This window comes from Serratia sp. HNCC26DJ206, assembly GCF_057180605.1.
The window spans coordinates 1-22,228 of the sequence record NZ_JBXUGP010000048.1 but is presented as its reverse complement, the minus strand read 5'-3'; the positions used below and the strand labels follow the sequence as shown (position 1 = coordinate 22,228).

The following is a 22,228-nucleotide window of genomic DNA, read 5'->3' as shown; positions in this document are numbered from 1 at the left end:
AAAATCGCCAAGGTGATTTTGCCGGTATCAAAAGATACCGCATGAAAGAATCGGTGGAGCGGTAGTTCAGTTGGTTAGAATACCTGCCTGTCACGCAGGGGGTCGCGGGTTCGAGCCCCGTCCGTTCCGCCACTTAATTGATAATCCCTGAGTCTCTGACTCAGGGATTTTTCATATGCAAAATTCAGCACTTTTGCTACACATTCTTTTTTGATTAGGGCTTTTGAGTACTGTTGCCTGTTAATCAAAAGTCTTGTGCTTAATAGGGTATTTTTACTCAATAAAACTGCTGCCATAATCCTCTCATACCGCTTTTATAGACGAACCGAGAGAATTATATTATGAGTATCCCTGCATTTGGTTTAGGTACTTTCCGCCTGCAAGATCAAGCTGCGATAGATTCAGTGAGTACTGCTCTGGAACTAGGCTATCGTGCCATCGACACCGCACAAATCTATGAGAACGAAGCGGCCGTTGGCCAGGCTATTGCCACAAGTGGTATTAAACGTGAAGAGCTATTTATCACCACCAAGATCTGGGTTGCTCACTTGGGTAAAGACAAGCTGATCACAAGCTTGAGAGAGAGCCTGAAAAAGTTACAAACGGAATATGTCGATCTGACCTTGATCCACTGGCCTTCACCGAACGACGAAGTGTCGGTTGACGAGTTCATGGCGGAGTTACTTAAGGCAAAAGAGCTGGGGCTAACGCGTCAGATTGGTATTTCAAACTTCACCATTGATCTGATGCAGCGTGCTATCGATGCAGTAGGTGCTGAGGCGATTGCCACTAACCAGATCGAACTGTCTCCATATCTGCAAAACCGCCAGGTGGTCGAGTTTGCACAGCAGCATGGGATTACCATTACCTCTTATATGACGCTGGCATACGGTAAAGCGCTGCAAGATGAAGTGATAAAAAATATCGCTCAGCGCCGCGATGCAACGCCAGCTCAAATCATTCTGGCCTGGGCGTTGCAACTGGGTTACGCGGTGATCCCATCTTCCACTAAGCGTGAAAATATCGCCAGCAATCTTTTGGCACAGAAACTTAAGCTAACTGAGGAGGAGATGAAGCAGTTTGCCAAGCTGGAATGTAATGGCCGCCTGGTCAGCCCAGAGGGTTTGGCACCGAACTGGGATTAGTTTTACATCTGAATTGCCTAGAACGCATGTTTTGGCCCGCATTTTGCGGGCTTTTTCGCATTTATTACCGATCACCGCTAACCTTTACAGACGTATACGTTTCACCGATTGAAATCCCCTCTCCCTACCTCTATAACTGAAAGAGCCTTCCTCCTAAAAGCCATGCTGGTAGAGAAGCACTGGCGTATAATCAATCTATTGTTGGTGGCAATGTTGCTATCAACATCATCCAAACGGGAAATAGGCGAATAGCGTGCCGAAACGAACTTATGCAATGAGGTATGTTGCAGGCCAGCCAGTTGAACGAATTTTCCCTGGTGCCATCCATCAACCGCTACTGCCTGGGGCTGCATTACCTACGTCTGGGGTATTGCGGGTTATGGTGTGGAATATCTTCAAGCAGCAACGGGCTGATTGGCTTTCGGTGCTGAAAAATTTCGGTAAAGATGCGCAACTGGTGCTATTGCAGGAGGCCCAGACGACTCCTGAGCTGGTGAATTTTGCTACCTCTCACTATCTGGCTGCCGATCAAGTCCCCGCTTTTGTGTTGCCGCAACATCCTTCTGGTGTGATGACACTGGCTGCAGCCCACCCGGTGTATTGCTGCCCGCTGCGCGAACGTGAGCCGCTATTACGTCTGGCTAAATCAGCGTTGATCACCGTTTATCCACTCTATAATGGTCAATTGCTGATGGTGGTGAATATCCATGCGGTGAATTTCAGCCTGGGTGTCGATGTATACAGTAAGCAGCTAGACCCGATTGGCGAGCAGATTGCTAACCACCAAGGGCCGGTGATCATGGCCGGTGACTTTAATGCCTGGAGTCGCAAGCGTATCAATGCGCTGTATCAGTTTGCTGATGATATAGCCTTGCATGAGGTGAGCTTCACCGATGATCACCGTAAGAAAGCATTTGGCCGACCGCTAGATTTTGTATTTTACCGTAACTTAGGCGTTGTAGAGGCTTCTGTGCTGGTTACCCAAGCATCAGACCATAATCCTTTGTTGGTGGAGTTCCATCCTGAGCTGGATAAGTCGGTCTGGTAGGAATCTACAGGCAATAAAAAAGCACCCCACAGCGTAGGGTGCTTTTTGTACCGAAGGTCTAGGTATCTGGTGACATTTTGTTGTTTACAAACAGGGTCAGTTTCAGACCCGGTTGCAGACTATTTTTCTTGCCGAGCCTTGAGTTCCAACGCATCACATCATCAATATCGACACCGTGACGGCGTGCAATACTTGAAAGCGAATCACCTTTGCGAACTTGATAGGTGATACTGCTATTATCGCTGGTATTGCTGGCTACCTGCAGCGTTTGCCCAACTTTCAGGGTGCTTTTGGCACGCAAGTTGTTCCAACTTTGCAAATCACTCGGCTTCACGTTCAGCCGTTTGGCAATGGTGGATAACGTATCGCCGGAGCGAACCTTATACGCACTCCCACCAGACAAACTACTATTCCTCGCCAACTGTGCTGGCGGTGGCGTAATTTGCCCATCAGCCAACGAGTCTTTCAACTGCGCGGCATTGCCTTTCGGGACCATAATGTAATGAGGCCCGTTCGGCGCCGTTACACCTTTTTTGTAGCCTGGGTTGTAAGCTTTCATCTTGGTGACTGAAAGCCCAGCCATCTCAGCCGCCTGAGTTAGCTGGATCTGCTGCCCAACATCAATTCGCGCCAGTGCACGGGTTTCGTCAGTTTTTGGTAATTTGACGCCGTACTTTTTACTGTGCTTGATGATATCGCTCAGTGCCAGCATCTTCGGGACATAGATTGACGTTTCACGCGGAAGCGACAAATCCCAGAACTCGGTGGACTTACCTTGGCGTTTATTCGCCTTCACCGCCTGCATGATGCGGCCTTCACCGCTGTTATAAGCCGCGACGGTCAGTAACCAGTCGCCGTCAAACATGCGGTTCAAGCGTTCCATCATATCAAGCGCAGCAGTCGTCGAGGCCACAACATCACGGCGCCCATCATACCACTGATTGTTCTTCAGCCCATAATTACGACCCGTTTGCGGCACAATCTGCCATAGCCCTGCGGCATTGGCATGCGACGTGGCGTGTGGGTCAAAAGCGCTCTCCACTATGGGTAGCAGTACCAGTTCCATCGGCATATTACGTTTCTTAATCTGCCCGACTATCCAGTACATGTACGGCTCTGCCCGTAATGTTACATCGTGGAGATAGCTCTTACTTTTTAGATACTTTCTTTTTTGTTCACGGATCCGGGGATTTTCCGGAACCTCCATCTTCAGCTCGTCGCTAATGAAGTTCCACAGGTCTTGTTGTGCGGTGCTATTACCCTCTAACCACCGCGCCGAGCTTGCTCGACCATTCGCTGTGTACTCTCCTGCTTCACTTTCTTGACCTGCCGAAGACAGACTCTGTGCATGCTGCTCTGGTACCTGCACGCCCTTCTTGGACGCCTGGCAACCTACTAGCAAGACTGAGGCGAGAATTATCGCTTTAGCCTTCATATGTATGTCAATATAGTTGCTTAAAAGACGAGCAACTATACTTTGCTTCATCGAATAACACAACTAAAAGCTTCAGAAGCTATCTTTCCGCAGGCGTAATTCGGAAAAAACCGAATGAAGGCTGTCTGGTGGTGAGTTAAAGCCTATTTCTTTTTGTAAATCAGTATCATGGCAGCGTAAAAAGAGATTAATTTTACGCTCTAATTGTAACGTTGTAGGCACGCTAGGCTTACCTTTTGCGCGTAATATCTCAACTTGTTGCTGATATGTTTCAATGTCGCGATCTTGTGGCAAAATAGCTCGTGAAAACTTAAGATTTGAGAGAGTATACTCATGTGCGCAACAAATGAGAGTGTCATCGGGAAGTTGCGCGACTCGTTGAAATGAATCATACATTTGTTCAGCGGTCCCTTCGAAAAGTCTGCCACAGCCAGCAGAAAAAACGGTATCCCCACAGAACAGATAAGGTGGGCTGTAGAATGCGACATGTCCAAGCGTATGCCCAGGAACCGCGATAATACGGTACTGTCGCCCACTGATTTTGATGATTTCACCGTCTTGCACCAGAGCATTTGCCCCTTTGTTGGCGGTTTCTTGCGGACCATATACTCTCAAGTCTGGGTATTGCGCAACAAGTTCTGCCACGCCGCCAACGTGGTCGCGATGGTGATGGGTCAGTAAAATGGCGTCAGGGATCAATTGCAAACGTGTCAACGCTTCCAGCACCGGGCTGGCGTCTCCGGGATCGACGATAACGCAATGTCCTTGCTGGTTATCCAGCAACCAAATGTAATTATCCTGAAAAGCAGGAATGCTGATAAGATTCATAACGGACCTCTCGTTGGCAACGGCTTGAAAGAAGATAATAAATCATGAAACCAGCCCATACTCTACAAAAGCTCACCAGCCCATACTCCTGGGCCGGGCTGCCATGGGGAGAATACTACCGTGAGGCGCTTGAGCAGCAATTGCAACCCTGGTGGTCGAAGCTGTTCGGCTTTCACCTGCTGAAAGTTGGTAACCTCAGCGCTGCGCTGGATACGGAAAAGTGCACCATATCGCATCAGGTTAACGTTGGTCTGGCAGGGGATAACCTGCATGTGCTGGCCGATCCCTATCAATTACCCTTTGCGGCTAAATCGGTAGATGCTTGTCTGCTGGCTCACACGCTTTCCTATGCTGAGGATCCGCACCGTCTGCTGCGTGAGATTGACCGTGTGATGATTGACGACGGTTGGTTGGTGATCAGTAGTTTTAACCCGTTCAGCTTACTCGGGTTGGGCAAGCTGATCCCTGGATTGCGCAATCGGCAACCCTATGTCAGCCGAATGTTTACGCAGATGCGCTTACTGGACTGGCTCAGCCTGTTGAATTATGAAGTGCTGGAACAGACTCGATTCCACGTATTGCCTTGGCAGCGTAAAGGTGGCACGTTTTTAAGTACGCACTTGCCAGCGTTGGGGTGTATGAGCGTGATCGTAGCGCGGAAAAGAACCTTACCGCTGACGCCAACGCCGATGAGAGTGGGGGCGCGAAAGCCAGCTCTCAGCCGCGCTGTGGGCGCGACCAAGAGTTACCGCAAACAGCCTTAAGCTTCGGGTTGATACCCCGTATCATCCTGCGTTGGGTTGCCTGCGGCATCACGCGCCAGCACGTCACAACGCTCGTTTTCCGGGTGGCCCGCATGGCCTTTGACCCACTCCCAACGGATGGTATGGCGCGCAATCGCCAGATCCAGACGCTGCCAGAGATCGACGTTTTTCACCGGCTTTTTATCAGCGGTTTTCCAACCGCGTTTTTTCCAGTTGTGGATCCAACTGGTAATGCCTTGACGCACATATTGGCTGTCGGTGCTGAGTACCACTTCACAAGGGGATGTCAGTGCTTCGAGCGCCACAATGGCGGCCATCATCTCCATACGGTTGTTGGTGGTCAGGTAATAGCCTGCACTGAAGGTTTTTTCGTGCTGCTTGTAGCGCAAAATTGCGCCGTAACCGCCGGGCCCTGGATTACCGAGGCAAGATCCGTCGGTGAAAATTTCTACCTGTTTGAGCATCTCTGGTAGACTCTTCCTATCAGTTTTATAAAAACCAAGTCTGACATAAACGGGCGCTATGAGCACTGCAATATGATCACCACACCAACCAGACAGATCGTTCTCGATACCGAAACCACCGGTATGAACAAGCTAGGGGTTCATTACGAAGGCCATCGTATCATCGAGATTGGGGCCGTAGAGGTGATCAATCGTCGCCTGACCGGGCGTCATTATCATGTTTACGTCAAGCCGGATCGGCTGGTAGATCCCGAAGCTTACGGTGTGCACGGTATCAGTGACGAATTCCTGGCCGATAAACCGACCTTTGATCAGATTGCCGCTGAGTTTATTGATTTCATCCGCGGCGGTGAATTAGTCATTCATAACGCAGCGTTCGACATCGGCTTTATGGATCACGAGTTCCGCAAGCTGCAACAGAATATCCCGAAAACGGAGACCTTCTGCACCATCACCGATAGCCTATTGATGGCGCGTCGTCTGTTTCCCGGTAAGCGTAACAACCTTGATGCCCTATGCAGCCGTTATGAAATAGACAACAGCAAGCGAACATTGCACGGCGCTTTGCTCGATGCCGAGATCCTGGCGGAAGTCTATCTGGCGATGACCGGTGGTCAGACTTCCATGGCCTTCCAAATGGAAGGGGATACTCAGCAAACGGACTCAACGCAGGATATTCAGCGGATTGTACGTCCGGCCACGGCACTGAAGGTGGTATACGCCAGCGATGATGAAGTGGCCGCCCATGAGGCGCGCTTGGATCTGGTGGCTAAAAAAGGCGGTAGCTGCCTGTGGCGCAGCGAATAACGCCACCTTGAGTGTAAAAACGTGGCGAACGCTGTATTATGCTGCCATGTTCGTTGAAAAACTGTGCAAACGACTCTTTTTATAAGAAAAGACATTGACGGAATGCAAGGGCAACCGTAATATTCGCTTCGTTCCCCCGCAAGAGGGAACTGGCGCGGAGCGGTAGTTCAGTTGGTTAGAATACCTGCCTGTCACGCAGGGGGTCGCGGGTTCGAGCCCCGTCCGTTCCGCCAATCATTCAGACCCCAAGCTTTTTAAGCTTGGGGTTTTTTTATGCCTTTTGGGTGTGCTACCTAGTGCGATTCAAAAGCAGAGAGATCGCTCATGTGAATCATGTTGGTGTTGAGCGATATCGTGGTAGATATCATCGTCGGATAATAATAACTAAGCCACATAAAGAATATGCAATGTAAAATTGGCTGTAAAATAAGTAGTTTATTTTACCTCCCATGAACTTTAGTTACAGCATTTTAAATTCCCATCTATTATCTATCTTTAAACTATCTGCTGGAGTGCTTGAATTTAAAGTGATGAGCGATCTATTTAATGTTTTTTATTTATTTGTTTTTTAAAGATTTATTCATGAGTTGAATTGCTGCTTATTTGCGGGTTTTTATTTCTTTTGCTACGCTTCATTATAGTCAATCTAACCAGTAAGTGTGGCTTTTCAATGAAATCAGAAAATCGCTATGAATGAGAAAATAGCTCCTCCAGTATTTGAGCCTACCGATTTTGATAATATTGAAGATAATGGCAAAGATTCATTGCTGTGGGCTGTTGAATGGTTATGTCGATATCACAATAAGGTTGCCAGTAAAGAGGTCTTATACGCAGGGTTACCGCGTAGCGAAAAGTTGACACCGGAACTGGCCTTGCGGATGTTGGATCAGGTCGGTCTTTCTGGAGGGTGGATAAAACGAGATCTGACCAAGATCTCTTCTTATCTTTTGCCTTTGGTGCTGGCTTACAACGATGGCAGCTATTGTGTCATGACTTCACGCACGGGTAAGCGTGGCGACATAAAGTACCAGGTCGTCGTGCCGGAAAGTGGTGGCGTGCTCCAGATGTCAGAAGACGAACTGGTGGCCAATTATAGCGGGTATGCCATGTTGGCGAACCCAAAGCCCAAACTCGATAAGCGTACCGACGATGAAATACTGCCGGAAGCGAACCGCGAAGGGCACTGGTTGTTTTCCACGCTGTGGCGCTATCGTCATTACTTCTATAGCGCCGCAATGGCCGCGTTGTTGGCCAATATTCTGACCCTGGCCAGTACGTTTTTCACTATGAACGTCTACGATCGTGTGATCCCGACCCAGGCTTACGTCACCTTATGGTCGCTGGCGATCGGTGTATTGATTGCTATCGTATTTGAATTCATTTCGCGCCAAGTGCGAACTTACCTGATTGATGTTGCCGGCAAGAAGGCCGATTTGATTCTGGGTGCCAAACTGTTCCGCCAGGTGATGGCGATGCGTATGGAGAGCAAGCCGCAGTCAACAGGTTCTTTTGCTAACCAATTGCGCGACTTTGAAGCTGTTCGTGATTTTGTAACATCAGCGACCTTATCGACGTTGTCAGACCTGCCTTTTTGTATTTTGTTTATGCTGATCATCTATCTGATTGGCGGACAGTTGGCCATCGTTCCGTTGATCGCTATCCCCATTATTCTGCTGGTCAGCGTGTGTATCCAATGGCCACTCAGCCGCTATATGGGGGAGAATATTCGTGAGATCTCGCAGAAGCAGGGATTGCTGATTGAGACCATCGAAGGGCTTGAGGCGTTGAAAGCGGCCCAGGGGGAAGGCGTGATGCAAAAGCGCTGGGATGATTTCAGCGCCCTAGCGGCGGCTTCTTCCATGAAGACCCGTTATCTCTCTTCCTTGACCTCTAACTTCGTCAGCTTTATGCAGCAGGTGACGACCGTGGTTATTGTGGTCTTCGGTGTTTATCTGATCCACGCGGGCGAGTTAACCATGGGCTCGATGATTGGGGTGGTGATTTTGTCTGGCCGCTCTCTGGGGCCGCTGGCTTCAGTCGTGGCGCTGGCCCTGCGTTACCAGCATGCTAAAACTGCGTTGAAATCGCTGAATCAGTTGATGGAGTTACCGACAGAGCGCGATGCCGCGATCAGCTATTTACCGACGCCAAAATTCACTGGGAATCTGCAACTGAGAAAAGTGGGGTTTGCCTATCCGGTGCCGGGGGTTATGGTTCCGCCTTCAATTCTGGATAACGTCAACATCAGTATTCGGGCGGGTGAACGGGTGGCGATCATCGGCAGTATTGGCAGTGGGAAATCGACGCTGTTACGGGTGATGGCGCGTCTGCTGCAGCCTCGTAGTGGCCAGATTACGATTGATGGTGTTGATGCAACACAGGTGGATCCGGCTGATTGGCGCGCTGCGGTGGGGTATGTAGGCCAAGATTGCCGTTTGTTCCACGGCACCTTGCGCTATAACGTGACCATTGGTAATCCAGGCGCCAATACCGAAGAGTTTCTGCGCGTTGCGGGTATGACAGGGCTGGATCGGATTGCGGCTCGGCATCCGTTGGGTTACGACATGCCGGTAGGTGAAATGGGCAGTGCCTTGTCCGGTGGGCAGAAACAGTTGGTTGCTCTGGCGCGCTGCCTGCTACTGCGGCCTAAAATTCTGTTGATGGATGAACCGACCAGTTCCATGGATGCGATGACGGAAGCGCTGTTTATCCGTCAGTTGCAAAAAGCGATAGAAGGGCAAACGTTGGTGATTGTGACTCACCGTATGTCGGTATTGAATATTTTTGAACGGTTGATTGTGCTTGATGATGGTCGAGTGATGGCGGATGGCCCGAAAGATCAGGTCATTGCCAGGCTTAATGAGAACAGCCAGAAGAAAAACCAACAGAATGGGCAACGTGAGGCTGGAAAAACGGCACCAACAAAGCCAGATAGCGGCATAGCAGAAATCGCCGAATAGAAAAGGGGAGTATAGCGATGAATAAGGATGACCTTAAGGTATCCCTACCGCAGAAGGATCTGGCAAAAAAAAATCAGGGCGGCAAAGGCAAAAGTGCCAATGATGACTCAGTGAGCGGGGAAGTTGAAAACGGCGATTTGAATTTTATCAATCAGTTGCAGGCGGCGTTAATCTCACAAAAAACGCCGTTCAGTATGATCATGCTGTATACCATCGCACTGGTGGTTGTAGTGGCATTGGTTTGGGCGCATTTTGCACGTGTCGAAGAGATCACGCGCGGTGAAGGTAAAATTATTCCCGCCAGTCGTGAGCAGGTGATACAGAGCCTGGAGGGCGGGATCCTGCAGGAACTGAACGTGCGCGAAGGCGACGTGGTTGAAAAAGGGCAGGTGTTGCTGAAAATGGATCCAACGCGAGCCGACTCCAGCTACGGTGAATCCCTGTCGAAAGTTTTGGGGTTGCAGGCCTCTATAGCGCGGTTGCGTGCACAGGCTTATGGCAAACCGCTGGTGTTTCCTCCCGAGGTTATGGCGGAACCCAGCATCGTGAATGATGAAACCCAAGCCTACAACGCCCAATTGAGAACCCTGAATGAGAGCGTGGATGCGCTGAAGAAAAGCCTGGCACTGGCGGAAAACGAGGTGCAGCTTTCTGCGCCATTGGCCGAAAAAGGGCTGGTGTCGGACGTAGAGATCCTACGTTTACGTCGGCAGGCGAATGAGTTCCAACTGCAGATTGCTGAACGTACCAACCGTTTCCGCTCTGATGCCAACAGCGAACTGAACAAGCTGGAGTCAGAGCTCGCTCAGGCGGAAGAAATCCTGCGTGGCCGTGAAGACGTGATGCAGCGCACCACGATTGTTGCCCCGGTGCGCGGCACGGTCAATAACATCCACATCACCACTCGAGGCGGGGTGATCCAGCAGGGGGCAGAAATCATGACGATCATTCCGCTGGAGGATAACCTGCTGGTCGAAGCCCAGATTAAACCGGCTGATGTGGCCTTTATTCACCCGGGCTTGCCCGCCACGGTCAAAATTACCGCTTACGATTATGCTATTTATGGTGGGCTGAGCGGCGTGGTCGAACATATCAGTTCCGACACCTTGGTTGATGAAGAGAAAGCCCGTTCCGGTCGTGGAGACTCAACCTATTACCGCGTGTATGTGCGGACTAACCAGGCAGCATTGCACGTCAAGGATAAAACGTTCCCTATCATCCCCGGGATGGTAGCGAATGTTGAGATTCGTACTGGAGAGAAAACGATCCTGTCCTACTTGCTGAAACCGGTATTAAAAGCACGAGAAGCATTCCGCGAGAGATAAGGGAATGGCAATAGACAAAATGAATTTGATTAGCGAGCGCGATCTGGATCGTTCCTCGGTGAACTTTATGGCGTACTGGTACTAATAACCTGCTTCACTTTGATGGCGTACTGCCAGAATAACGGCGGTTGTACCGTCAAAGTGATAGAGCGCCAGATATCCGCTGTTACCAAACTCGATGGGCCATTCGCGAAATTCGTTGGGTAATTCGTCTGCGGGGCGGCCAACCTGTGGTTGGTGGGCCAAAATTTGCATGCTGCGGCGGATCGCGCTAATGGCGCGTTTTGCCGCATCGTTATCCTTCTGCGCCAGAAAACGGTATAGCCGTTGCACATCGGCGAGCGCAACCGGTGTCCAGGTTAGTTGTGGCACTCCGGGATCTCCGTATCATGGCCTTTCTCCAGATTGGCCAGCCAATTATCGGCTTCTTCCTGTGTCAGATGTTTACCATTGGCTTGATAGGTTTCCCAGGCTTGTAATGCATCATTGCGCAATGCTTCGCGTTTTTCTTCACGTTCGACATATTCGCGGATGGCCTCACGCATAACCCAGTGGGCCGTCCGCTGGCGATTGGCAGCAATGTGCTGCACGCGTTGCTTAAGCTCGTCGTCGATTTTAATGGATGTCGCTGTAGCCATAAGTCACCACTTAGTAGTGAAAGGTAATACCTTTGGCTACTATAAATCTCTTCTGCTGCCGTTGTCTAGTTTATGAGCTCCGGCATCATCAATTGTTGAGCAGGAAGCCATCAGCATCGCGCCAGGCCGGGAAAGCGTCACGATAGGTTTGCAGGTTTTCCAGTGAAAGTTCCGCATCCAATCGGCTGGCTTGGCCCGGTTCCGCGCTGGCCAGCCGTTCCCCCTGCGGGCTGATGATCAGGCTGTCACCGCTGTAACTCAGGCCATTGCCGTCTTCACCCACGCGGTTGCAACCCGCAACGTACACCTGATTTTCAATCGCCCGCGCGGCCAGCAGCGTTTGCCAATGCAGGCTGCGCGGTGCAGGCCAGTTGGCGACGTACAGCGCCAGATCGTAATCCTGCTGATAACGCGACCAGACCGGGAAACGCAGGTCGTAACAGATTTGTGGCAGGATGCGCCAGCCGCGCCATTCGAAGATTTCGCGCTGGGTTCCGGCCTGATAATGCAAGTGCTCACCCGCCATACGGAACAAATGACGTTTATCGTAGAAATGCACCTTGCCGCCCGGTTCAACCAGCAGAAAACGGTTAACCGCCCCTTCGGCGGTTTTCAACGCCACGCTGCCGCCGATCAGGGCATTGGTTTTAACAGCCCAAGTGTGCAGCCAGTCGATAACCTGCTGCTCTGGCAATGCGCTTTCCCCGGCATCCATGGCGAAACCGGTGGTAAACATTTCCGGTAACACGATCAGATCGCGGTCAGTAATCGGTGCCAGCAAACTATCGAATTGGCGCAGGTTGGCTTTGCCATCGCGCCAGACCAGCGGTTGCTGCAATAGGGTAATTTTCAAAGTCGACATAACCGCTCCGCGGCAGCGTCCAGCGTGGCATCCTGTTTAGCGAAGCACAGCCGGATCAATTTATGAGGAAAAGGTTCGGCACAGAAGACGGAAAGTGGGATCGCCGCTACGCCTGCGCGCTCGGTTAACCAACGACAGAAGGCCACATCATCCAGATCGGAAATGGCACTGTAATCTGCCAGCAGGAAGTAGGTTCCAGCGCACGGCAAAATTTCCAGCCTGCTGTTGGCCAAAGCCTGCACAAAACGATCGCGTTTGGCAAGGTAGAACGCAGGCAACTGCTGCCAATGTGCGGGTTCGGCACGCAGCATATCGGCCAGCGCCAATTGTGCCGGGGTGTTAACCGAGAAGGTCAGATACTGGTGAACCTTGCGTACCTCGGCACTCAGCGCGACAGGCGCCACGCAGTAGCCCACTTTCCAGCCGGTCATATGGAAGGTTTTACCAAAAGAGGAGACGGCGATTGCCCGCTGGCGCAGTTGCGGATGCGCCAGCACGCTGGCATGGCCGCCTTTGGCAAAGCAGATGTGCTCGTAAACTTCGTCACTCAGCACATAGATTTCGTGTTCCGCAATTGCGGCCCACAGCTGCTGCATATCTTCTGCATGCCAAGCCGTGGCGGAAGGGTTATGCGGCGTATTGACGATCACCAACCGGGTGCGTGGTGAGATCAATTCAGCAAACTGTTGCCAATCCACCTTGAAGGTGGGCGGTTGCAGGGCGATGCGTTTCAGTTCACCGCCGGAAAGCTGTACCGCCGGGGCGTAGCTGTCGTAGCTGGGATCAAAGCAGATCACTTCGTCGCCTGGGCGCACCAGCGCGCTGATTGCCGCGAACAACGCTTCCGTCGCACCCGCAGTAATGGTTACTTCGCTGGTGGCGTCCGGCTGCCAGCCATACAGTTGCGCGGTTTTTTCAGCAACGGCTTCACGCAGTGGGGCAACGCCGGTCATTGGGGCATATTGGTTGGCTCCTTGATTGACGTGCCAACTTAAGCGCTGTTTCAGATAGTCCGGGCCGTCAAAATCCGGGAACCCTTGCGACAGGTTGATTGCCTGATGCTGCTGCGCCAGCGCGCTCATCTGGGTAAAAATGGTGGTGCCGAGGGCCGGTAATTTGCTTTCGGGAATTGGGGCTGAAGTGTTCATCTCAGGCTCTTACTCTTGGTGCTTATGTTGCCAACAATATAACACGGTGTTAACCTTTGGCAATCAAGACGTTTAGATGGCTATATTCCTTTCGCGACCTTGCAGGAAACTGAGTGAATGACGGAAAACCCGCAACTTCATGCGTTACTGGCGGCTTGCCACTGGATAGGTGACAAGGGCTGGTGCCCGGCGACCGGTGGCAATATGTCACTGCGCCTCGATCTGGAACAGTGTTGGGTGACCGAATCCGGTAAAGATAAAGGCGGCCTGACCGAACAGGATTTCTTGCTGGTGGACATTGCCAGCAACCAGGCTCCGAGTGGCCGTACTCCTTCGGCAGAAACCGGCCTGCATACTTTGATCTACCGCTTGTATCCGCAGGTGACTGCGATCCTGCATACCCATTCGGTCAATGCCACCGTGTTATCGCGTGTGGAGAAGAGTGATGGGCTGGTGCTGCAAGGGTATGAAATGCAGAAATCCCTCAGCGGGCAGCAAAGCCATCTGAGCTGCGTAGAAATACCGATTTTTGATAACGACCAGAATATTACAGCGCTGGCGGCTCGCGTTGCGGCTTATGCGGAAAATACGCCGTTGCAGTACGGTTTTTTAGTGCGTGGGCACGGGCTGTATTGCTGGGGCAAACAGGTGGCAGAAGCACGCCGCCATCTTGAAGGCTTGGAGTTCCTGTTTCAGTGCGAACTGCAACGCCGCTTACTGGAGGCGCAATGATCCGTGCGATTGTGACCGATATTGAAGGCACCACCAGCGATATCCGTTTTGTTCATCAGGTGTTGTTCCCTTACGCCCGTGAGCGGTTGGCCGAGTTTGTGCGTAACCATGCCGCCGAAGCGGAAGTGGCTGCACCGCTTACGGCATTACGCGCAGAGATTGCCCAGCCGGATGCGGATCATGAGCAGCTTATCGCGGTGCTTTACCGCTTTATGGATGAAGATCGTAAATCGACCGCGTTGAAAGCGCTACAAGGGATCATTTGGCGCAGCGGTTATCACCATGGTGATTTTCGCGGCCATCTCTACCCGGAAGTCGCCGAGCAACTGGCGGCCTGGCAACAGCAAGGGATACAGCTGTATGTCTATTCTTCGGGTTCGGTGGAGGCGCAAAAACTGCTGTTCGGCTACAGCGAGGCGGGCGACTTACGGCCACTGTTCAGTGGCTATTTTGATACCCGCGTCGGGGCCAAGCGTGAGATCGCGTCCTATCAGAATATCGCGCGTGATATCGCGCTTGAACCGGCGGAACTGCTGTTCCTTTCTGATATTCATCAGGAGCTTGATGCCGCGCGGGCCGCAGGTTGGCACACTTGCCAATTGATTCGCGATGCTGCCGATCCATTGAGCCAGCATCCGCAGGTAAACCGTTTCGAACAGATTGATTTGAAGGAGTTTATTTCATGAGTGGATTAACCATCTTCAGTGACGCAGAACCGCAACGGGCGCTGTGGCAAAGTAATGACGTACAGGCTATTCAGCAGCAACTGGCGCGGATTGGCGTGCGTTTCGAGCGCTGGCAGGCGGATCGTGATTTGGGGGATAACCCGCAGCCGGATAGGGTGATCGCCGCCTATCAGCATGAGATCGACCGGTTGGTGGCGGAAAAGAATTATCAGAGCTGGGATGTCATCAGCATGCGCCCGGATAACCCGCAGCGTCAGGAGCTGCGCGGTAAGTTTCTTGCCGAGCATACCCATGGCGAAGATGAGGTGCGTTTCTTTGTGGAAGGCAAGGGGCTGTTTTGCCTGCATCTGCAAGGCAAGGTTTTCCAGATCCTGTGTGAAAGAAACGATCTGCTTTCCGTGCCGGCCAATACTCATCACTGGTTTGATATGGGGTCTGAGCCAAACTTTACGGCGATCCGCATATTTGATAACCCACAAGGCTGGGTAGCGCAGTTTACCGGTGACAAGATTGCTGATGCTTTTCCGCGTTTGGACTGACACTCGCTTCAAACCAGAACGTTTTCTCCTGCTTTGTGAGCAGGAGAAAACGTCGGTGGTTTAACGATTCTGGTACTTAATCACCAGGATCGGCAGGGCGAACAGCAACGTCAGCAGGTTCGCCAGGCTGACGGCCATGTTGCCGATCAACACGCCATAAATCAGCCACAGCAGCAAGCCCGCAACGAACATACCGTACATCAGCAAAGAGATTCCCTGGGTATTGCGGGTTGAGATCACCTTGATGGCCTGCGGCAGAAAAGAGAGCGTTGTCAGGCTGGCTGCCAGATAGCCGATGAGGGAAATCCACTCCATGATTACCCCTTTGCCTCGGCTTCGGGCAGTAGAATACGGCCTGTTTCCCGCACCGGTTTATCAGGCGCTTGGCGATATTTATCCTGCAAATGGGTTTGGATTTGCTGCTGGAAATCACCGTTCAGCTTATACAGTCGGAAATAAATAAACAGCGTTACGCAGAAGAACAGCGCGGGCAGGGCGATCATGATGAACTGCATGCCGACGATCGTCTCAGGTGATTGGGCAACATTAGGCACATAGCCGACGATGCCGAGCACTATGCTGATAAAAAACGCCGACAGGGCCGAACCTGCTTTTACCACCAGCGTTTGCACCGAGTAGGCAATACTCTCGCAGCGCACGTTAAGCTTGTACTCGCCGTAGTCAACGGTATCGGCCACCATGATCACCTGTAACACCCAGAACAGCGCAGTACCGATGTTAAGTAACACTCCCGCCAGTGAGATCAGCAACAGGTTGTGATACCCCGCAGTGGCAATTCCCAGCAACACTCCGCCGCCGAGAATCGGCATGATCGAAGCACCAGCCCACAGCGCACGGCGTGAAAGCGTTTTCACCAAGCGTGGGAACAGGATCAGTGTGATCAGGTTAGCCGCACCGGCGTAAGACATGTAATAGGGGAAGAGCGCCGCATCGCCAATCACGTAAGTGAAATAGTAAATGGCAAAGCCAGTGATCACGTTGGAAGCGATGTTGTAGGCCAGCGCCATACCGAGCAGGCAAGAAAGCTGATCGTTCTTGTAGATCAGGCTGATCATGGTTCTCAGGTTGATACGGTTGGCACCCTCCGCTGTGTTATCGGATGAATACACCTCTTTGACGTTACGCAAGGTGACAAACGTTGAGACAACAAAGAAAGCGATCAGTATCAAGGTAAACATCTGGAACCCGAACCCGCGATCGCCACCGCCCACGTAATTGACAAACGGCAGCGTCACCCCGGCGGTGACAAAACCGGCCAGGCTGGCAAAAAAGCGCGGGTAGGGCACCAGTTCCTCGCGCTCACGTTTATCCAGCGTAATGGTGGGTACCAGCGACCAGAAAGGAATATCCATCAGGGTATAAGTCATGCCCCAGAGAATATAGGTGACGATGACAAAGACCAGTTGTGACGTGCCTTCAAAGTGATGGGCGCTGAACAGCAGAAAAAGCACGATGGAGTTAGTGATAGTGCCGATCAGGATCCAAGGTTTGAACTTGCCCCAGCGGGTGCGGGTATTGTTGACAATCCAGCCCATGATCGGATCGTTGAGGGCGTCCCAGATGCGCGCAACCAGGAATAACGTTCCGACCACGCCCACCGATAATCCCACGACGTCGGTGTAGTAATACATCAGGTACATGTAAACAATGCCGATGGCGAAGTCTTTACCGAAAGCGCCAAAACCGTAGCTGATCTTTGTGGTTATTGAAACACTCATAGGGTACAGGGTCACCGTTGCCAGCGCCCGCCTTCTGTTTTAGTGAAGGGAAGCCGGGCGCCTAGGCACCCGACGATCGCCAGGCGATATCAGTGCAGCCAGGCTGGGAGCCAGTCGCCGTGCGCGGCGATCAGATCGTCAACCAGCGCATAAATCTCCTCGATGCCCAGCACGGCTGCGGTATGAGGGTCCATCATGGCTGCATGATAAACGTACTCTTTGTTTTCAGTCAGAATGGCTTCGGTCAACAGCGCTTGCACGTTGATGTTGGTTTGCATCAGCGCGGCCAGATGTGAGGGCAGTTTGCCTACTTTGGTTGGGCGGATCCCATTGGCATCCACCAAACAAGCCACTTCCACGCAGCACCCCTGCGGCAGGTTATCGATCAGGCCATCGTTACGCACGTTGCCATAGATGACGTTGGGCTCACCGGTCCACAGCGCGTTCATAATGGTGCTGGCGTATTCGTTGGATTGCTTAATCTCAATACGATCCGCCGTTTTGTACTCCTCAAGCTCCCGCTGCCAGTTGGCCAGTTGTTCCACGCAGCGTTTCGGATATTCATCCAGCGGCACTTTATAGCGTTCGATCAGGTCAGCACGCCCCGGCTTGATAAACCACGGGGTGTATTCGGCGAAATGCTCGGAGGATTCCGTCACAAAGTAGCCCAGCTTTTTGAACATTTCATAGCGCACAATGTTCTGGCAGCGCGAGTTACCGTGAATGTTTGCTTTTGGTGCCTGGCCGCTGGCGTAGGCATTCAGCAGGTCTGGATAAATGCTGCGGTAGTGGCCATCAGCACCTTTTTTCTCCAGCTCGAGGTAAAAAGCCATATGGTTGATTCCGGCGCTGCGATAGCGTAATTCGCTGGCGTCGATATTCAGATCGCGCGCCAGTTCTTCCGCCGTACCCTGAACGGAATGGCAGAGCCCGACCTGCTTAATTTGCGGATAGCGGGCAAACATCGCCCAGGTGTTCATCGCCATCGGGTTAACGTAGTTGAGCATGGTGGCGTTTGGGCATACTTCCGTCATGTCTGCGCAGATCTGCCACAGGTGCGGAATGGTGCGTAGCGCGCGCATAATGCCGCCGGGGCCCAGCGTATCGGCGATGGTCTGTTCCAGGCCGTGGCGTTTACATACTTCAAAGTCGGTAACGGTACAGGGCTCATAGCCGCCAATCTGAAACGCGACAACCACAAAATCTGCCGCGTTGAGGGCCGTTTTCTGATCGGTATGGCAAGTGATACGCCCATTGGCCCCGGCAGAGTCCATCAGTTTACGTACCACAATGTGCGACTCTTCCAGGCGCGTTGCGTCAATGTCCATCAGCGCGATATGGGCCGACTTAAACGCCTGGCGATGAAACACATCGCCGAGGATGTTTTTAACAAAAATGGTCGAGCCAGCGCCGATAAACGTGATTTTTGGGACTGACATGTGTGTTCTCCAGTGGCGTGTTGGGATAACACCATGGTGGCACGACGCGGAGTGGTAACGCTTCCATGTTCCCGAGTGAGCATTCCCATAAGCTCAGATTCTGCGTATCAGCCTGCGGAATCTGAGCTTATGGGATAAAAAGGATGAAAAAGCAGAGAATATGGGGGCATTACAGCAATGTTCTAGGCCAGGATGTGGCCTCGATCGCGCCATGTTTCCCTCTGCTGTGCCACTATTCTGATAATTCAGGAACAGGAAGGCGATCGCTATGGAACACGCTGTGGTGCGCGCTTTAGCGCCCGATCCCGACATGTGCAGCAGTACCGACCCGGTGGCGCGCAGCCCGCTGTCGCTCTATTCCGATTATCAGCGGATGGATATTGAGCTGCGCGCTCCGCAGGCCATGCCGTCTAGCCATTGGCACGGTCAGGTAGAAGTGAATGTGCCTTTTGACAGCGATGTGGAGTATCTGATTAACGATGAAGTGGTGCGGATCAAACAGGGGCACATCACGCTGTTTTGGGCCTGTGTACCGCATCAACTCACTCGCCCCGGCGATTGCCAGAGCATGGCGATCCTGAATTTACCGATGCATCTGTTTCTCTCATGGCCGCTGGATCGGGAATTGATCAACCATGTTACGCACGGCATGGTAGTGAAATCGCTTACAGCGCATCAAATCAGCGCTTTTGAAGTGCAGCGCTGGCAGGCGGAACTCATCAGTGACGATGAGCAAATCCGTCAACTGGCGATTGACGAGATCGGCCTGATGCTTAAGCGCTTTAGCCTTTCTGGCTGGCAGCCGATCCTAGTTAACAAAGCCGCTCGGACCCACAAGAACGGTGTTTCCAGGCATGCGCAGTTTTATGTCAGCCAGATGCTGGGGTTTATTGCGGATAACTACGATCAGGCGCTGACCATCGACAGCGTGGCCGAGCACGTCAAGCTCAACCCCAACTATGCGATGGGGATTTTCCAGCGCGTGATGCAACTGACCATGAAGCAGTACATCACGGCGATGCGGATCAACCACGTCAGGGCGCTGCTGAGCGATACCGATAAAACTATCCTGGATATCGCTCTGACGGCGGGCTTTCGCTCAAGCAGCCGTTTTTACAGCACCTTTCACAAATATGTGGGCATGTCGCCACAAAAATACCGCAAGCTCAGCCAGCTACGCAGGCATTTAACCTAACGCTTGCTGGAAAATCCCGTCAGCCACCTGTTGCGGGGTGATCACGCCGCTGTCTAATACCCAGCCGCTGATTAACGCCGCAGGCGTGACGTCGAACGCCGGGTTATACACCGGGGCATCCGCCGGTGCCCACTGGCAGGAGCCAAAGCTGCCCGCTGCGCCGGTGACTTCTGCTGCGGCGCGCTGTTCGATGGGGATTGCCGCACCGTTCGGGCAATGGGGATCGTGAGTGGTGTGCGGCGCGGCAACGTAAAACGGAATGCGGTGGTAATGTGCCAGCACTGCCAGGCTGTAAGTGCCGATTTTATTGGCCACGTCGCCGTTGGCGGCGATGCGATCGGCCCCGACCCAGACGGCATCGACTTGGCCTGCGGCCATCAGGCTGGCAGCCATCGAATCGCAAATCAGTTGGTAAGGGATGCCAAGCTCGCCCAATTCCCAGGCTGTAAGGCGGCCGCCCTGCAACAGCGGGCGGGTTTCATCCACCCAAACCTGCGCGATCTTGCCTTGCTGGTGGGCACGCAGTAACACGCCGATGGCGGTGCCGATGCCTGCGGTGGCTAACCCGCCGGTATTACAGTGAGTCAGCAGGCGGCTGCCCGGTTGCACTCGCTCTGCGCCGTGATCGGCGATGTGATCGCACAGCGCCCGATCTTCTGCTACCAAGCGCAGCGCCTCTTCGGCCATCGCCGTGACCCAATCCGGCTGGTCCAGCGCCTGTTTCATGCGATCCAGATTGTTCATCAGATTCACTGCCGTGGGGCGCGAGGCGCGCAGAGTAAGCAATGCCTGTTCCAGCTCGGTGGGGGATAAACCGCGTTCGGCCAGCAGGGCCAACAAAAGGCTGGCCGATAAGCCAATCAGCGGCGCACCCCGCACCCGCAGAGCGCGGATATGCCCCACCAGTTCATCTACGCTGTCGCAAGGTAACCAGCATTTTTCCTGCGGCAACGCCTGCTGATCGAGGATCCAAAGTCGATTTTCTTTCAGGTTTAAACTGGTGGTGTTAAGCGTTTGCATCGGCAGTTAAATCCTTGTTATGTGCTTATTGCATCTGTAGCACTATTCTGCCAACATGACTTCCAGATGTATAGACGGCTAAATGCTTTTACGTCTAAAAAATAGAAATCATCGCGAAAGGGGTTGGGAATGTCGCTTTATCGTACGTTTACTGCTGCCGATGCTGTTGAATATGCCCGTCAATATGGGCAGGTTGCCGATCCACAAAGTTTGGTGAGTGCCGATGAGATTGGTGACGGTAATCTGAACTTGGTGTTTAAGATCCGCGATCGTCAAGGCGTGAGCCGAGCGATCGTCAAGCAGGCACTGCCCTATGTGCGCTGCGTGGGTGAATCCTGGCCGTTGACGTTGGATCGCTCGCGCATTGAGGCGCAAACCCTGCTGGTGCATGGCGCTTTATGCCCGCGTCATACGGTGAAGGTACTGCACCACGATGCTGAGTTGGCGGTGATGGTGCAGGAAGATCTCTCTGATCACCAGATCTGGCGCAGTGAGCTGATGAAAGGGCGCTACTATCCGCTGGCGGCCGGGCAACTTGCGGAATACCTGGCGCAAACCCTGTTCCATACGTCTGATTTTTACCAGAGCGCGCAGAAGAAGAAGGCGGAAGTCAGCCGTTTTGCCAACCCGGAACTGTGCCAGATCACCGAAGATCTGTTTTTTACCGATCCCTATATTGATCACGAGCGTAATCAGTTTGACGATGCGCTGCTGCCGCAGGTGCAGGATCTGCGCCATGACGCAGCTCTGAAGCTGGCGGTCGCCGGGCTGAAGCATCGCTTTCTGAGCAAGGCCGAAGCGTTGTTGCACGGCGATATTCACAGCGGTTCGATTTTTGTTGCGGAAGGTAAACTGAAGGCCATCGACGCCGAGTTTGGTTTCTATGGGCCGATCGGGTTTGATTTGGGTACCGCGCTGGGCAATTTGCTGCTGAATTATTGCGGCTTACCGGGGTTGCTTGGCCCACGGGATGCTGCCGATGGGCGCGAGCAGCGGTTGCAGGACGTGCGCGAATTGTGGCTAATCTTTGCCGATCGTTTCCTGACGCTGTGCCATCAGCATACCCGCGATGTGGCATTGGCGTTGCCGGGTTATGCTGAGCAATTTCTGCAACAGGTGTGGCGGGATGCGGTGGGATATGCCGGTACTGAACTGATTCGCCGCACTATCGGGTTGGCACACGTCGCCGATCTGGACAGCATTAACGACCCTGCAATGCGGGCCGACTGCCAGCGCAGCGCGCTCAGCCTGGGGCGCACCTTAATCGTCAATGCTGCGCAAATCGAACATATAGACGCACTGCTGGCGCGTATCCGGCAAAACGGCTGAATGTGCAAATAACTATCCTCCGGCATAGCCGGAGGTTTTTCATATGCGCCTATAAGGCTCTCTTACCAGCCGCGCCCTAACAGGCGCATTGCGATCTGACATTTGCATCTATGGATTACTTACGA

General features: G+C 52.6%; 22 protein-coding genes and 2 tRNA genes. 13 read left to right on the top strand and 11 right to left on the bottom strand.

What is annotated here, in order from left to right; genetic code table 11:
• The first annotated feature begins 55 nt into the window (after positions 1–55).
• The 3 genes from AC2A1E_RS22420 to AC2A1E_RS22410 all read left to right on the top strand — a co-directional run bounded on the left by AC2A1E_RS22420 (position 56) and on the right by AC2A1E_RS22410 (position 2,193).
• Positions 56–132 (top strand) — tRNA-Asp (locus tag AC2A1E_RS22420).
• Between the two features lie 209 nt (positions 133–341).
• A complete protein-coding gene (gene dkgB / locus AC2A1E_RS22415; protein ID WP_484385579.1) occupies positions 342–1,145 on the top strand; it encodes a 2,5-didehydrogluconate reductase DkgB in 804 nt (267 codons plus the stop codon).
• Between the two features lie 253 nt (positions 1,146–1,398).
• On the top strand, positions 1,399–2,193 hold the full coding sequence (locus AC2A1E_RS22410) for an endonuclease/exonuclease/phosphatase family protein (protein WP_484385578.1): 795 nt from the start codon (positions 1,399–1,401) through the stop codon (positions 2,191–2,193).
• Between the two features lie 58 nt (positions 2,194–2,251).
• On the opposite strand, the gene mltD is transcribed toward AC2A1E_RS22410, so the two are convergent.
• Both mltD and gloB read right to left on the bottom strand, forming a co-directional pair.
• Positions 2,252–3,628 (bottom strand): murein transglycosylase D, encoded by a 1,377-nt coding sequence (gene mltD, locus AC2A1E_RS22405; RefSeq protein WP_484385577.1) that lies wholly within the window; start codon positions 3,626–3,628, stop codon positions 2,252–2,254.
• A 72-nt stretch (positions 3,629–3,700) separates the two neighbouring features.
• Positions 3,701–4,456: a hydroxyacylglutathione hydrolase gene (gene gloB / locus AC2A1E_RS22400; RefSeq protein WP_484385576.1), complete on the bottom strand. Its 756-nt coding sequence runs from the start codon at positions 4,454–4,456 to the stop codon at positions 3,701–3,703.
• A gap of 44 nt (positions 4,457–4,500) precedes the next feature.
• Between gloB and AC2A1E_RS22395 the strand changes: the two genes are divergently transcribed.
• Positions 4,501–5,220, top strand: a complete 720-nt coding sequence (locus AC2A1E_RS22395; protein ID WP_484385575.1) for a class I SAM-dependent methyltransferase — start codon at positions 4,501–4,503, stop codon at positions 5,218–5,220.
• Here AC2A1E_RS22395 and rnhA read toward each other — a convergent pair.
• The gene (rnhA, locus tag AC2A1E_RS22390) at positions 5,217–5,684 is read right to left on the bottom strand and encodes a ribonuclease HI (protein WP_484385574.1); all 468 of its coding nucleotides are present in this window, start codon (positions 5,682–5,684) and stop codon (positions 5,217–5,219) included. The genes AC2A1E_RS22395 and rnhA overlap by 4 nt on opposite strands.
• Positions 5,685–5,756: 72 nt before the next feature.
• Here rnhA and dnaQ point away from each other — a divergent pair, with 72 nt between their 5' ends.
• The 4 genes from dnaQ (at position 5,757) to AC2A1E_RS22370 (ending at position 10,776) form a co-directional block, all read left to right on the top strand.
• Entirely contained in the window at positions 5,757–6,491 is a 735-nt protein-coding gene (gene dnaQ / locus AC2A1E_RS22385; protein ID WP_484385573.1) for a DNA polymerase III subunit epsilon, read from the top strand.
• Positions 6,492–6,647: 156 nt separating this feature from the next.
• Positions 6,648–6,724: transfer RNA gene (locus tag AC2A1E_RS22380), tRNA-Asp, on the top strand.
• A gap of 456 nt (positions 6,725–7,180) precedes the next feature.
• Positions 7,181–9,451, top strand: coding sequence for a type I secretion system permease/ATPase (locus tag AC2A1E_RS22375; protein ID WP_484385572.1), 2,271 nt, complete (start codon positions 7,181–7,183; stop codon positions 9,449–9,451).
• Positions 9,452–9,468: 17 nt separating this feature from the next.
• Positions 9,469–10,776, top strand: coding sequence for an HlyD family type I secretion periplasmic adaptor subunit (locus tag AC2A1E_RS22370; RefSeq protein WP_484385571.1), 1,308 nt, complete (start codon positions 9,469–9,471; stop codon positions 10,774–10,776).
• Between the two features lie 81 nt (positions 10,777–10,857).
• Here AC2A1E_RS22370 and AC2A1E_RS22365 read toward each other — a convergent pair whose 3' ends face one another.
• From AC2A1E_RS22365 to AC2A1E_RS22350, 4 genes are all read right to left on the bottom strand, one after another.
• Entirely contained in the window at positions 10,858–11,148 is a 291-nt protein-coding gene (locus AC2A1E_RS22365; RefSeq protein WP_484385570.1) for a type II toxin-antitoxin system RelE/ParE family toxin, read from the bottom strand.
• Positions 11,136–11,414, bottom strand: coding sequence for a CopG family ribbon-helix-helix protein (locus tag AC2A1E_RS22360; RefSeq protein WP_484385569.1), 279 nt, complete (start codon positions 11,412–11,414; stop codon positions 11,136–11,138). The genes AC2A1E_RS22365 and AC2A1E_RS22360 overlap by 13 nt, the downstream gene beginning before the upstream one ends.
• Positions 11,415–11,502: 88 nt before the next feature.
• A complete protein-coding gene (locus tag AC2A1E_RS22355; protein ID WP_484385568.1) occupies positions 11,503–12,276 on the bottom strand; it encodes an amidohydrolase in 774 nt (257 codons plus the stop codon).
• On the bottom strand, positions 12,264–13,424 hold the full coding sequence (locus AC2A1E_RS22350) for a pyridoxal phosphate-dependent aminotransferase (protein ID WP_484385567.1): 1,161 nt from the start codon (positions 13,422–13,424) through the stop codon (positions 12,264–12,266). Before AC2A1E_RS22350 ends, AC2A1E_RS22355 begins: the two co-directional genes overlap by 13 nt.
• 117 nt (positions 13,425–13,541) lie before the next feature.
• Between AC2A1E_RS22350 and AC2A1E_RS22345 the strand changes: the two genes are divergently transcribed.
• The 3 genes from AC2A1E_RS22345 to AC2A1E_RS22335 are packed head-to-tail and all read left to right on the top strand — an operon-like array spanning position 13,542 to position 15,381.
• Complete coding sequence (locus tag AC2A1E_RS22345) at positions 13,542–14,156, top strand: methylthioribulose 1-phosphate dehydratase (RefSeq protein ID WP_484385566.1); 615 nt, start codon at positions 13,542–13,544, stop codon at positions 14,154–14,156.
• On the top strand, positions 14,153–14,842 hold the full coding sequence (mtnC, locus tag AC2A1E_RS22340; protein ID WP_484385565.1) for an acireductone synthase: 690 nt from the start codon (positions 14,153–14,155) through the stop codon (positions 14,840–14,842). The genes AC2A1E_RS22345 and mtnC overlap by 4 nt, the downstream gene beginning before the upstream one ends.
• Complete coding sequence (locus tag AC2A1E_RS22335; protein ID WP_484385564.1) at positions 14,839–15,381, top strand: 1,2-dihydroxy-3-keto-5-methylthiopentene dioxygenase; 543 nt, start codon at positions 14,839–14,841, stop codon at positions 15,379–15,381. Before mtnC ends, AC2A1E_RS22335 begins: the two co-directional genes overlap by 4 nt.
• A gap of 60 nt (positions 15,382–15,441) precedes the next feature.
• Here AC2A1E_RS22335 and AC2A1E_RS22330 read toward each other — a convergent pair whose 3' ends face one another.
• The 3 genes from AC2A1E_RS22330 to melA form a co-directional block, all read right to left on the bottom strand.
• Complete coding sequence (locus AC2A1E_RS22330) at positions 15,442–15,696, bottom strand: SemiSWEET transporter (protein ID WP_459401441.1); 255 nt, start codon at positions 15,694–15,696, stop codon at positions 15,442–15,444.
• A 2-nt stretch (positions 15,697–15,698) separates the two neighbouring features.
• Positions 15,699–17,120 (bottom strand): melibiose:sodium transporter MelB, encoded by a 1,422-nt coding sequence (gene melB / locus AC2A1E_RS22325; protein ID WP_484385563.1) that lies wholly within the window; start codon positions 17,118–17,120, stop codon positions 15,699–15,701.
• Between the two features lie 89 nt (positions 17,121–17,209).
• On the bottom strand, positions 17,210–18,559 hold the full coding sequence (gene melA / locus AC2A1E_RS22320) for an alpha-galactosidase (RefSeq protein ID WP_484385562.1): 1,350 nt from the start codon (positions 18,557–18,559) through the stop codon (positions 17,210–17,212).
• A 268-nt stretch (positions 18,560–18,827) separates the two neighbouring features.
• On the opposite strand from melA, the gene melR reads away from it, so the two are divergent.
• Positions 18,828–19,754, top strand: coding sequence for a transcriptional regulator MelR (melR, locus tag AC2A1E_RS22315; RefSeq protein WP_484385561.1), 927 nt, complete (start codon positions 18,828–18,830; stop codon positions 19,752–19,754).
• Here the strand turns inward: melR and mtnA are convergent.
• Positions 19,746–20,774 carry an S-methyl-5-thioribose-1-phosphate isomerase gene (gene mtnA / locus AC2A1E_RS22310; protein ID WP_484385560.1) on the bottom strand — a complete coding sequence of 343 codons (1,029 nt, stop codon included), beginning with the start codon at positions 20,772–20,774 and terminating at the stop codon, positions 19,746–19,748. The genes melR and mtnA overlap by 9 nt on opposite strands.
• A 129-nt stretch (positions 20,775–20,903) precedes the next feature.
• Here mtnA and mtnK point away from each other — a divergent pair, with 129 nt between their 5' ends.
• A complete protein-coding gene (mtnK, locus tag AC2A1E_RS22305; protein WP_484385559.1) occupies positions 20,904–22,103 on the top strand; it encodes an S-methyl-5-thioribose kinase in 1,200 nt (399 codons plus the stop codon).
• Positions 22,104–22,228 lie beyond the last annotated feature (125 nt).

Coding starts and splice junctions, on each gene's coding strand:
- AC2A1E_RS22350 (WP_484385567.1), bottom strand. CDS start 13,424: ATGAACACTTCAGCCCCAATTCCCGAAAGCAAATTACCGGCCCTCGGC.
- mtnC (WP_484385565.1), top strand. CDS start 14,153: ATGATCCGTGCGATTGTGACCGATATTGAAGGCACCACCAGCGATATC.
- AC2A1E_RS22330 (WP_459401441.1), bottom strand. CDS start 15,696: ATGGAGTGGATTTCCCTCATCGGCTATCTGGCAGCCAGCCTGACAACG.
- dkgB (WP_484385579.1), top strand. CDS start 342: ATGAGTATCCCTGCATTTGGTTTAGGTACTTTCCGCCTGCAAGATCAA.
- dnaQ (WP_484385573.1), top strand. CDS start 5,757: ATGATCACCACACCAACCAGACAGATCGTTCTCGATACCGAAACCACC.
- mtnK (WP_484385559.1), top strand. CDS start 20,904: ATGTCGCTTTATCGTACGTTTACTGCTGCCGATGCTGTTGAATATGCC.
- melB (WP_484385563.1), bottom strand. CDS start 17,120: ATGAGTGTTTCAATAACCACAAAGATCAGCTACGGTTTTGGCGCTTTC.
- AC2A1E_RS22395 (WP_484385575.1), top strand. CDS start 4,501: ATGAAACCAGCCCATACTCTACAAAAGCTCACCAGCCCATACTCCTGG.
- mtnA (WP_484385560.1), bottom strand. CDS start 20,774: ATGCAAACGCTTAACACCACCAGTTTAAACCTGAAAGAAAATCGACTT.
- AC2A1E_RS22360 (WP_484385569.1), bottom strand. CDS start 11,414: ATGGCTACAGCGACATCCATTAAAATCGACGACGAGCTTAAGCAACGC.
- AC2A1E_RS22335 (WP_484385564.1), top strand. CDS start 14,839: ATGAGTGGATTAACCATCTTCAGTGACGCAGAACCGCAACGGGCGCTG.
- rnhA (WP_484385574.1), bottom strand. CDS start 5,684: ATGCTCAAACAGGTAGAAATTTTCACCGACGGATCTTGCCTCGGTAAT.
- mltD (WP_484385577.1), bottom strand. CDS start 3,628: ATGAAGGCTAAAGCGATAATTCTCGCCTCAGTCTTGCTAGTAGGTTGC.
- AC2A1E_RS22375 (WP_484385572.1), top strand. CDS start 7,181: ATGAATGAGAAAATAGCTCCTCCAGTATTTGAGCCTACCGATTTTGAT.
- melR (WP_484385561.1), top strand. CDS start 18,828: ATGGAACACGCTGTGGTGCGCGCTTTAGCGCCCGATCCCGACATGTGC.
- AC2A1E_RS22355 (WP_484385568.1), bottom strand. CDS start 12,276: ATGTCGACTTTGAAAATTACCCTATTGCAGCAACCGCTGGTCTGGCGC.
- gloB (WP_484385576.1), bottom strand. CDS start 4,456: ATGAATCTTATCAGCATTCCTGCTTTTCAGGATAATTACATTTGGTTG.
- AC2A1E_RS22370 (WP_484385571.1), top strand. CDS start 9,469: ATGAATAAGGATGACCTTAAGGTATCCCTACCGCAGAAGGATCTGGCA.
- melA (WP_484385562.1), bottom strand. CDS start 18,559: ATGTCAGTCCCAAAAATCACGTTTATCGGCGCTGGCTCGACCATTTTT.
- AC2A1E_RS22345 (WP_484385566.1), top strand. CDS start 13,542: ATGACGGAAAACCCGCAACTTCATGCGTTACTGGCGGCTTGCCACTGG.